The following is a 9,172-nucleotide window of genomic DNA, read 5'->3' as shown; positions in this document are numbered from 1 at the left end:
GTTAAACGCAAGGATTAACACTATGTCTAAATCACCAATTTTTGTGGCTGTCGACGGCGGCTCCGGCAATATCGCGCTTCGTTTTGAAAATGAACAAGGCGAGTTGAAAACGCACATCAGCCCCGCGCTGGTACGTCGTGGCCTGCTTCAGCACGGAACTCAGGAATCATCTACAACCTGGCGTACCGATGAAGACGAAATCTACTCGGTTACCAATGACGCAACCAGCATCGAGCTGGTCAACACCTGTGATCCAGAGTACCAACTGAGTCCGGCCAACCGCGTGCTGGTACTTAATGCGCTCAGCCGTGCGGGGTTAGGTGGGCGTGACGTGGTTCTGGCTGATACGCTGCCAGCGGATCAGTATTACGGTGATAACGGCATCAACAAAGTACGCATTGAGGCCAAGAAAAATAGCTTGCTGCGTGCCGTCGAGAACTACTCTGGCTCAGCTGCTGCGCCGAACATCAAACATGTGGCCATTTACCCTGAAGCGGTCACAGCGTACGTCAGTGCAACGGTTATGCCAGACGGCAGCGAAAACCCCGCGTTCGAAGGCGTACAGCGCTGCATGATTGTGGATCTCGGTCGCTTCACCTGCGACATTGCTATCGTTACCAACGAGCTGGAAATCCTCAACCGCGTCACTACAGAGCACGGTATCCACGTGATGATTAAGCGCCTTCATCATCTGCTGCAGGAGCACCAGGAGGCACTCAATCTGCCCGAAGCCAAAGAGATTAGCCTGTCTGCCCTCGACGGCTTTATTGAACGTGGTTATGCCGGGAGCCAGGCTGCATCGCGTGCCCATCTACGCCGTGATATTCGCCATTTGGTGGAGCAAGCAGCACGCGAGCTGGCAAACGATATCCGCAATGACATTCGCAGTCTGCACCGCAACATGACCGACATCGATATGCTGCTGTTTGTCGGTGGTGGCGCGAACTGGCTGGGCGGGAAGCTGGACTATCTGCCAGACTTCTCTAAAGAGTGGCACGATTACACGTACATTCCGGATGAACCTCAGTTCGCCGTAGTTCGTGGCGTACACCTTCTGCTCCAGAACGCACAAACGCGCATTCTGCAAGATTTAGCGGAAACTGCGGAGGCTTAATATGTCAGGAAGCGACACCAAGGCGAAACGTGATGTGTTGTCGATCAACATCACCGAGGATTTGAAGCGATCAGCGGCTTCGTGTCGCTTCATTGATGAGTATCGTGCCACCAGCGACCGTAGCGCAAAGCGCACCAAGATTGTCAGTGCTTTGACCGCTGGCCAGATTATGCAGGAATGCGAACTGATGGCCGTTATTGGCTTTATCGACACTGAGGCATTTACCAGACTCGATATTGATCAAAAGCGAATGATGCTGCTGGCCAGAATGCAGGAGTTTATCGGTGTAACAGAGTCGGTGGCCGCGCCGGTGGTTATGACACCTAAAGCAGAACCTGTAGCGCAAACTAAACCAGTGGCCCCTGCTGTTAAGGAGCCACCAGCAACAACTACTGAAGAAAAGCAGGAAAAAACAGAGGAACAAGGTTCAGCTAGAGTGAGTCGCTTCGCTAACCGCTTGCCCGGTGCTTGATGTATTTCGCGATGGATACAGCATCAACCGCGTCAAATAAGCACCTGCTCTTTCCTTCTCATCCTCATCCATAAGCATTTTTTCACGGCGGTCCGGAGGGATTCTCTCCGGATTTCTGCAACGCCTGAAGAATGCATCATCTATCCGTGTTAAGTAAAACGTTCGTGGGCGTACAGAAAGGTCTACTACGCAATCTGAGTTGTGCGACAAGGCAATAGATCGCATTCTCAGATAAATATTACGTAACGATGAGTGGTATTGCGGATACTTCAATTTTAGCCCTTCAGCTACTTCCCTTGCTGTTGCCGGTCTACCAAGCTCAATCAGATACTGCGAAATTTCCCACGACGTTAGCCTATTGTGCTTTGCCAAATAGACACCTCGCCGATACGACAGATTGTACTAATGCAAAAGGGATTCTACTGACGACATGTCTGTTTTTCAAACGACATTAATTGCAAACAAGAAAAAGGCGCATTAAGCGCCTTGATTCATGGAATTTTAGTATGCACAAAGATTACCGATGGCTACTCACAAAAGAATCTTGGAATGGACTCGACTAAGCACATTACAAAATCCCTCAGAAGCTATGCCGCACATATCTTAATACAGAACATACTAAGTATTCAATGTATAAACGATCAGTTAGTAACGTATCAGGGGACGTTGACAGAACGGCCTGGAGATCAAGTTTCACATCATCAGACAGTACAGCCAGACTCCCCAGGCTGGTAAAGCAACAAAGGTGAGCGTATAAACAAACACCTTTTGAAAATGACTCATAATTCTTTCCTGTCCTCGCAAGAAAGCCCGCTTTCGCGGGCTGTGTCCTGTCAGTCGTCTATCAGTTGGGTAACGCGGCAGTCGTACAGTTTGGCCAGCTTTTCGAGAGTCGCCTTTTGTGGCTTGCTTCGCTTTTCCATGTTCGCTACGCCCGCCTGAGTGATGCCTAGCGCCTCTGCTACGGCCTCCTGAGATAAACCGCGATACATGCGCCAGGCCGCTTGTAAGGTCACGCCTTTTTTAATCTGAAAGCCTACAACTTCATGAGGGATTGTCTCATCGTCGTTCGGGCCTTCTGTGTATGGGACGGCTTCATACAGCTCATCCAGATCAGAAGTGGCCACCAGCTTGTTAAACAAATCAATCGGTATCACTACTGATTGACGTGCGCCGTTTTCGTCGGTCAAAAATTGTATGTTTCTCATTCTCACGGGTCTCGTAAATATTGGAGAAAGTCGCTTTCTCGCTGGGTTGGGCGGGTTTCCCCGCCTCGCCTTAGTACGTATTTGTCTGTCTGCGCATTACCTCATCAATTCGGATTATTATCGGTTTGCCGTCTATCACTGTGAACAGCACCCTGTATACTCCCACCCTTACCCGATACTCTTTGTCTTTACTGCCTTGAATCTTCTTTAAATCTAACTGCACATCGGGGAAGTCCTCTAACTCACCTACCTTGTCAAAAATCATTTCACGGTAGCGGCTATCTATGCGGGAGAGTTGTTTCTTTGCCTTTTTACTCCATTCAACCTTCGGCACTTTGTATCCCTCTCGTCGAACTTCGAGATTAATTATAACTATATTTAGTTATAATGCAAGTTATTTAGTTATAATTTTGAGGGTTGGTTATATTTGTTTAAGCGGCAATGGTTGCTCATACCTTTGCCGATTTCATTGCCTTACGCAGTTTATGTATTTGGTTCAGGGTGTTTGAAAAACCAGATCGGGGGTGACATGCAGAGAACTTGCCATCCGGTTCGGTAGTGTAGCTTTCCACCAACGCGACCAATATCGCTTCGGCCTGTTCCAGCAGTACGCTCGCCTCATCGCGCAGTACCGCACGTTTATGTTTCTGCGCAGCTGCGCTGTATTTATCTTTGCTCATATTAATTCTTCCCTACTGATAATTTTCATACCTGTTAGGTGTGAGTCAAATTTCGCAGATAAGCTCCGAGCTGCGCCCGCTGATAACCGATACCGCCGCTCGTTTGTTCAATAATGATATCGGCATCAAGCAAGCCTAGTTTGATACGCCGCTCAATCGCAGCTCGCATCACTCGCTGATAGGTTTTACCACCAGCTAGCAGTATTGAGCGCACACCAGCGGGCCATGCTATTGAGTCGAAACCAGGTAGCTCGCCGATCATCTCATCTGCTCGTGCCTCGGTCATGCGTTGCTCATACGGTTCAATGATACGGTTCGCGTCAATAAAACCGTGTCTTGCTGACAAGATGACAACAGCTGGCCATGTTTCCGGTGCGTTCGAGCGGAACGTCGAATACATGACCCCTTGATAAAGGTCTATTGCCGGGGCAGCTGCCCTGCCCTTTGTCGCAGAGCAGGACATGAGAATTAAGCTATTCATTGTTGTGTTCAGTGCTTGATAGCAGTGAGGAATGCTTCACGGGTATGGCTGCTGGTGGCGGCAGATAATGCCTGGCGCAAGTGTTGCTCATCGTACCCGTCGTCTATGAGCAGTACGATCTTACTTTCAAGCCGTTGTTTGGCTTCGGACAGCTTGGCGTCTTTGTTATTGCGCATGAAGCGCTGCATGTAATCAGAAATTATCCGTATCGGTGTCGAAATATCAGTGTTGGCATCTGCCTTCATTGCACCACTAAAAGCTTTCTGTTCTGGTGTGCGGGCTAAATCTGCAAAAAAGTCACGGTGTATCTCTACCCCATACAGCTGCACGATCCGGTTGAACGTGTGACGGATAGCATAGTCGATCACCTGTTCCAGCCTCGCGCCGGTGTGTTCACGGCGAAAGCTTTGGATATCGCTTCGTAAAATTGCTAAATCTGTATCCACTTTGTCATTGAGGCTAAGTGCCTCAATATGGTCGCGTTCTAACATGAGTTCTTGTGTTGCATTATCGGCATTGCTATATGCCCACTGCTCAGCATATGCCATAGCTTGATCAGCTGTGAGGGACTCCATTTCACGAACGAAAGTTATTTCCTCATCCATTTTTAACGCTTCGTCATAGGCGTATTCGAGTTCGATTAAACGACCTATTTCATCGGCGTTATCCCATGCGTCCTGCATCATTTGCGCACCCATTGTTAAAGCTTCAGAGTGGGCAGCGTTAATCTCATCGGAGGAAACTACCGGTGCAACAGCAAAGGCTACATAAATCTGATCATCGCTCATATCTTCCAGCTCGTGTTTACGCGCTTCGGTAGGTTTAACGCGGTCGTTGAAGAAACCAGAAAACAGCTCGTTGTGGTGTGCATCGCGAGCCGCTTGCAGGTGTGCAGGACGCGGCGGGCAGTCGTTTAAAATTTCGCGAACTTTAACGCGGGCGTCGTATTCCCCCATCAGGTCGGTCGCCGGGATAACATCACCAATTTTCGGCAACGTGGTAACGACAGCTTTCATGTGCAGCTTAGAACCGCAGTAAACGACATCTCCTGGGTGGAAAAGGTTATCGACGCCTACCGAGCCTTTAATAGTGATTTCGAACTCAGCTGGGGCAACTGGCTGAGCCATGAACTCTTTAACGCCAGCTTTAGCTTCTTTGTATGCCGCTTTGAACTGGTCAACTTCACTCAGATCGATCCACCAGCCACAACCGAAACCATCGTCGTAGCATGGGCAACCGTCATTACTCCAACCGGCAGCCGTAAGCATGTCATCCATTGCTTCCAGGGTGGCCGCAGGTGCGTTCTCGATAGTGAAATGGTGTTTGCGGCCGCGCAGGTCAGGGTTTGCGGCAGTGGTAGCGTTGCGAATCAGTTTCATCGTATTTCCCTCAATTTATCGTGGCGCCGTCGCCAATGAGTAAATATTTACTCATTTGAGGAATGAGATCAAGAGAAAAGAGTAAATATTTACTCTCTATTGATGGAAGGATATGATGTGCTCTACCAAAGACAGCAGGAAATCAGCATGAAAGTGAACTATGTGAGGAAAGGCACCGGCACACGCACGACGATCGTTATTCCCGATCACCTATGCCAGCTATGGTTAGCAACCACGCCTTCTGATGCAATAAAACGCGATACGCAGCGCATTAAAGAACGCCTGGAGCAACTGGATGTACCCAGCGAAGGCGAACCATTCCAGCGCTTAGCTGAGTCTGCGCTGGTGGCTGATATTGAGGCATACCAGGCCCGTTTGCTTGCCTCCGGCGAGCAGATGAAGGTCCGTGTTATTGATGCCCTGTTACCGTGGCTGCAAGGTGCTGTTGAACCGACCGCCAGCGTGGGGGATGTGTTTAAGGCGATTGAGAGATTTAAGTCTATTCCGTGGGAAATTGAGGAGTCATTCGAAAGTCTTGAGAACCAGCGTTAGCTGATTTAACTGTGCATACATACACTATTTTGCGTTAAAAAATAGAGAATTGATTTGCTGCTCATGAATAATACAGCACTCGATCAAATTTTCTATTTTTTTTCTCAATTATTGACATATCTGCCAGGCCTTATAAGACGCGCACTTAGCGAATATTACCCTTTTGCAACCTCAATTTAATCTCAAAATCAACTCTTGTACTGAAAAGAATCCCTACTAGAATACTCACCATATAGCGTCTACTTTATCAAGCATCCACTACATGTAGTTTTTATTTTGGGTTAAGGCCAAAATAGAAAAAGCCCAGTTGATGAGACTGGGCCTTTCAGTCAGTAGTTGAGTTTGCGGCTCAATTACCGTGCCGAATGTATCTGGCGACTGAGGGAAGCTTAACGAAAGGAGCAGAAATCTTCAATTTTTTTAGACGTAAAAGTCGTTTACTACTGATTTGAATGTGAATTTAGTTTGTCCAGGTTTTTGGTGATGCTTAAACCTCATTCCCACTAAATTCGTGTCGAATGTATCTGGCGACTACAGATACAAAAACTGCAAAGGCAAGTGTAAGAGTGTTTGCAGCCAGGCACGGAGACAATAGAGGCTCATGCCATGTTTCTTCTTCTGCTGAAACTTGCGCACCCTGTAGCGGTCATTATCATGACCCTGCTGGAATACTGGAAAGATCGTTAATTTCAGTGCGCAAAGAGGTGCTCGCTTAGGCGGGCCCTCTTCTCACAATTTAGCTTTATTCCCTATACACACAGTGTAATCTATGAGCATAAACCTCATGGAAATATGGAAATACTATGGCTAACTGTATTCCGCTAGACCCAAAATTACCCGCCAATTTTGACATTACACCAAACGACAAACGATCTAAGAACCAGCTCGACACCTGGTGGGATCATCCTTACTGCATCACCCATGACGGCGCATTCCTGGTGTACTGTCTGAATGGTGGAGCGTGGGACCGCCCTACGTTGTTTGGTAAAGCTGATACCTATGATGAGGCCTGTGAACTGGCAGAAAAAAAACAGGCCGAGTGGGTAAAAACACGCGCACAACCGACGTTCTTGTACTCGACAGAACCACCGTTCATTCTCATTCGACAACCACAGCGTCCAGACCACCAGCAGGTCGTCATTGCTGAGTTCTCCACAGTAGAAGAAATGAGTTTGTTTAACTTAAAGCAGGAAGGAAACGATTTTGTAGAGATCGCACCTACCCTCAACCATAAGCAAATGAACCTCCATCAACTGGCCTGGTATAGCAATGAGCTTGAGCTGTCTATCTCTAAGCTGGGTAATGAAGCAAACGCGCTACGTGAACTACGGGAAGTTGTGATTAAACGCATCCGCGAAGTGCAGAACGGATAAAAGGGAATAAGAGAATGGCAAAAATTCAATACCACCGTGACTGGGGTAATTACCTTGAAGTGTACGACCACGACTCAGTTGCAGAAATGAACAATCAGCTACTTCAGCACTGTGAAGATACAATGGGGGCTAACTCTCCAGATATCGTCGTTGAGTATCCGGTATATCTCCGTGACATCTATTCAGTGAAAGAACCAGGTAAATTAACTCGCATCGGCTACGTGAGCCTGGTTTTTGAAGACGCAGCCGACGGTTATGTTGTCCACCATTACACGCTCGACAAGAAAGAGCTTCCTAATGAATGGAGCGCCGTAAGTTTTTATGGCGGTGAATACGGGTTAAAAGCGCAATAACGGGAAATGGGCGAGCTATCCCTTCTGCCGACACTTAGGGCATCGGTTGTCGCAGAAATACGGGAAGCTGTTATCCAGCTCGTCCACCCAGCGCTTGTGATCGTAGCAGTAGAAAACCTCCCACGGCAGACCATACTCAAACATCCATTCTTGGATCTGCGCTGTCATAGGTATTGGTGGGATCGTACTCTGGTTTGTCCCGTAGCAATTCAGACGTTCTTCTGCCTCACGCAGCTGGCGCTCAAGACACGCTATTTTCTGGCGCATCAGATGCCGTTCTCTCAGCATTTTGAAGTAAATGCTCTCGTCAGTGACTGCCATTGCTTACCACCATATCCGGCAACTCTGGAAATTCAGGATCAGGGTTGGCCATGTTGAACCATATCTTCTGTTCTGTACTTGTATGCCCACAAGGTGGCTCAACCAATGACCACCGGCCAGCCCACCAGTATTCACCATTTTTGTGTTCTGCTGTGCCGCAAATCTGGCATATATGTACGCGGCCTGGTTCCCAGTAGCTGTATGCGTGCCCGGGAATATTCATTGCTCGCTCAGTCGCAGTTCTGGCCATCTTCCCCCCTGCAACCCGGACACGTCCCGTAGGTATCGTGCGGGAAGCTACTACACAACTCATCAAGCCAGCGTCCGTGTTCATAGCACCAAAAAACCTCCCACGGAACCCTGTGCTTTTTCATCAGCGCCATCAGGTTTGTCGGCATATCTGCCGGTTGGCATTCTTCGGGAAGAAGTTGCCCGGAGAGCTGCCTTTCCATGCGCCGCAGCTGGCGCACAAGTTCTGCATTATCCCTTTCCAGTTGCTCACATTTGGCCTGGAGTTCAGCTTTAGTTGGCATAATTCCCCTAAATTACGGGAAGCTCATCAGTCACAGCATTTAATGCGGAGTTGATGAGGAATGTAACGACTCCCATGACCGTTACATCATCAAGAGCATCCCCTTCAATGGCTTCGCCGTCGTCGGTTATCAACGCTTTCCCCATTACACGTGCAAAGTGAGTACGACCGCAGAATGAGATCAGCACCAGGTTGCTCTGTTTTGGCTTAAATGAGCGGTTAACAACGGCGTAGCCGGTCGATGTTTGTATGGTCAAACAGTTAGCATCGTTATGGCAGATATCGTCTACGGTAAGACGGCGTTCGACATAATCGTTTGCTGGTGATGGAAAGCCCACGGGAATACCTCGCACAATGATACTGGTTTTATATACAGTATTATTGTGCAGGGGCATGGTGTCAATTCCGGTTACATGCGATATTTCTCGGTAATGTGCTCTATGGTGCGATCAATGACGTGTACAAGGCATTTTGCGTCCAGTGTATCAGCCAACTGAGGGTTGCCGTTCTTTACCTCATACTGAAGCGGTGCTTTGACAATATTCAGTACATCGAGCGCGCGCTGAGGATCGTCCTCATGAATCATCAACTCCGCCAGCTCCAGCTGTTGCGCAGCGATCAGGTCGGTAATTTCCTGTTGGTGGCCCACCAGCATTTGCTGCAGCCGGTGCGCATGACGTGCCAGCAATTCTTCACGTTTGCTCATC

General features: G+C 48.5%; 15 protein-coding genes. 5 read left to right on the top strand and 10 right to left on the bottom strand.

The window, feature by feature from the left end:
• The first annotated feature begins 22 nt into the window (after positions 1 to 22).
• Together parM and OGX94_RS19600 are read left to right on the top strand one after the other, a co-directional pair.
• Complete coding sequence (parM, locus tag OGX94_RS19605) at positions 23 to 1,114, top strand: ParM/StbA family protein (RefSeq protein WP_071667183.1); 1,092 nt, start codon at positions 23 to 25, stop codon at positions 1,112 to 1,114.
• Between the two features lies 1 nt (position 1,115).
• Positions 1,116 to 1,586 carry a hypothetical protein gene (locus OGX94_RS19600; RefSeq protein WP_268056536.1) on the top strand — a complete coding sequence of 157 codons (471 nt, stop codon included), beginning with the start codon at positions 1,116 to 1,118 and terminating at the stop codon, positions 1,584 to 1,586.
• On the opposite strand, the gene OGX94_RS25010 is transcribed toward OGX94_RS19600, so the two are convergent.
• The 6 genes from OGX94_RS25010 to OGX94_RS19575 form a co-directional block, all read right to left on the bottom strand.
• On the bottom strand, positions 1,542 to 1,958 hold the full coding sequence (locus OGX94_RS25010; RefSeq protein ID WP_442494612.1) for a hypothetical protein: 417 nt from the start codon (positions 1,956 to 1,958) through the stop codon (positions 1,542 to 1,544). The two genes, OGX94_RS19600 and OGX94_RS25010, sit on opposite strands and share 45 nt — an antisense overlap.
• Positions 1,959 to 2,419: 461 nt before the next feature.
• Positions 2,420 to 2,794: a helix-turn-helix domain-containing protein gene (locus OGX94_RS19595; RefSeq protein WP_071667185.1), complete on the bottom strand. Its 375-nt coding sequence runs from the start codon at positions 2,792 to 2,794 to the stop codon at positions 2,420 to 2,422.
• 70 nt (positions 2,795 to 2,864) lie between these two features.
• Positions 2,865 to 3,128, bottom strand: a complete 264-nt coding sequence (locus OGX94_RS19590; protein WP_268056535.1) for a type II toxin-antitoxin system RelE family toxin — start codon at positions 3,126 to 3,128, stop codon at positions 2,865 to 2,867.
• 115 nt (positions 3,129 to 3,243) lie between these two features.
• On the bottom strand, positions 3,244 to 3,474 hold the full coding sequence (locus OGX94_RS19585; RefSeq protein ID WP_268056534.1) for a hypothetical protein: 231 nt from the start codon (positions 3,472 to 3,474) through the stop codon (positions 3,244 to 3,246).
• A gap of 34 nt (positions 3,475 to 3,508) precedes the next feature.
• Entirely contained in the window at positions 3,509 to 3,955 is a 447-nt protein-coding gene (locus OGX94_RS19580; RefSeq protein WP_268056533.1) for a DUF6884 domain-containing protein, read from the bottom strand.
• A gap of 8 nt (positions 3,956 to 3,963) precedes the next feature.
• A complete protein-coding gene (locus OGX94_RS19575) occupies positions 3,964 to 5,334 on the bottom strand; it encodes a DUF5417 domain-containing protein (protein ID WP_268056532.1) in 1,371 nt (456 codons plus the stop codon).
• Between the two features lie 147 nt (positions 5,335 to 5,481).
• Between OGX94_RS19575 and OGX94_RS19570 the strand changes: the two genes are divergently transcribed.
• From OGX94_RS19570 to OGX94_RS19560, 3 genes are all read left to right on the top strand, one after another.
• Entirely contained in the window at positions 5,482 to 5,886 is a 405-nt protein-coding gene (locus OGX94_RS19570) for a hypothetical protein (RefSeq protein WP_268056531.1), read from the top strand.
• Positions 5,887 to 6,689: 803 nt separating this feature from the next.
• A complete protein-coding gene (locus OGX94_RS19565) occupies positions 6,690 to 7,259 on the top strand; it encodes a DNA-binding protein (protein ID WP_185656618.1) in 570 nt (189 codons plus the stop codon).
• Positions 7,260 to 7,273: 14 nt separating this feature from the next.
• Positions 7,274 to 7,612 carry a hypothetical protein gene (locus tag OGX94_RS19560; protein WP_185656619.1) on the top strand — a complete coding sequence of 113 codons (339 nt, stop codon included), beginning with the start codon at positions 7,274 to 7,276 and terminating at the stop codon, positions 7,610 to 7,612.
• Positions 7,613 to 7,627: 15 nt separating this feature from the next.
• On the opposite strand, the gene OGX94_RS19555 is transcribed toward OGX94_RS19560, so the two are convergent.
• From OGX94_RS19555 to OGX94_RS19540, 4 genes are all read right to left on the bottom strand, one after another.
• Positions 7,628 to 7,933, bottom strand: a complete 306-nt coding sequence (locus tag OGX94_RS19555; RefSeq protein WP_268056529.1) for a hypothetical protein — start codon at positions 7,931 to 7,933, stop codon at positions 7,628 to 7,630.
• A 230-nt stretch (positions 7,934 to 8,163) separates the two neighbouring features.
• Positions 8,164 to 8,466 carry a coiled-coil domain-containing protein gene (locus OGX94_RS19550; RefSeq protein ID WP_268056528.1) on the bottom strand — a complete coding sequence of 101 codons (303 nt, stop codon included), beginning with the start codon at positions 8,464 to 8,466 and terminating at the stop codon, positions 8,164 to 8,166.
• A 7-nt stretch (positions 8,467 to 8,473) separates the two neighbouring features.
• Complete coding sequence (locus OGX94_RS19545) at positions 8,474 to 8,803, bottom strand: hypothetical protein (protein ID WP_234105110.1); 330 nt, start codon at positions 8,801 to 8,803, stop codon at positions 8,474 to 8,476.
• Positions 8,804 to 8,874: 71 nt separating this feature from the next.
• Positions 8,875 to 9,171 carry a hypothetical protein gene (locus tag OGX94_RS19540; RefSeq protein ID WP_071444865.1) on the bottom strand — a complete coding sequence of 99 codons (297 nt, stop codon included), beginning with the start codon at positions 9,169 to 9,171 and terminating at the stop codon, positions 8,875 to 8,877.
• Position 9,172 lies beyond the last annotated feature (1 nt).

Source organism: Citrobacter sp. Cpo037 (assembly GCF_030332945.1).
GTDB lineage: Bacteria > Pseudomonadota > Gammaproteobacteria > Enterobacterales > Enterobacteriaceae > Citrobacter > Citrobacter portucalensis.
The sequence above is the reverse complement of the archived record's forward strand: the minus strand, read 5'-3'. Positions and strand labels throughout refer to the sequence as shown.

Coding starts and splice junctions, on each gene's coding strand:
- parM (WP_071667183.1), top strand. CDS start 23: ATGTCTAAATCACCAATTTTTGTGGCTGTCGACGGCGGCTCCGGCAAT.
- OGX94_RS19600 (WP_268056536.1), top strand. CDS start 1,116: ATGTCAGGAAGCGACACCAAGGCGAAACGTGATGTGTTGTCGATCAAC.
- OGX94_RS19595 (WP_071667185.1), bottom strand. CDS start 2,794: ATGAGAAACATACAATTTTTGACCGACGAAAACGGCGCACGTCAATCA.
- OGX94_RS19585 (WP_268056534.1), bottom strand. CDS start 3,474: ATGAGCAAAGATAAATACAGCGCAGCTGCGCAGAAACATAAACGTGCG.
- OGX94_RS19580 (WP_268056533.1), bottom strand. CDS start 3,955: ATGAATAGCTTAATTCTCATGTCCTGCTCTGCGACAAAGGGCAGGGCA.
- OGX94_RS19575 (WP_268056532.1), bottom strand. CDS start 5,334: ATGAAACTGATTCGCAACGCTACCACTGCCGCAAACCCTGACCTGCGC.
- OGX94_RS19570 (WP_268056531.1), top strand. CDS start 5,482: ATGAAAGTGAACTATGTGAGGAAAGGCACCGGCACACGCACGACGATC.
- OGX94_RS19565 (WP_185656618.1), top strand. CDS start 6,690: ATGGCTAACTGTATTCCGCTAGACCCAAAATTACCCGCCAATTTTGAC.
- OGX94_RS19560 (WP_185656619.1), top strand. CDS start 7,274: ATGGCAAAAATTCAATACCACCGTGACTGGGGTAATTACCTTGAAGTG.
- OGX94_RS19555 (WP_268056529.1), bottom strand. CDS start 7,933: ATGGCAGTCACTGACGAGAGCATTTACTTCAAAATGCTGAGAGAACGG.
- OGX94_RS19550 (WP_268056528.1), bottom strand. CDS start 8,466: ATGCCAACTAAAGCTGAACTCCAGGCCAAATGTGAGCAACTGGAAAGG.
- OGX94_RS19540 (WP_071444865.1), bottom strand. CDS start 9,171: ATGAGCAAACGTGAAGAATTGCTGGCACGTCATGCGCACCGGCTGCAG.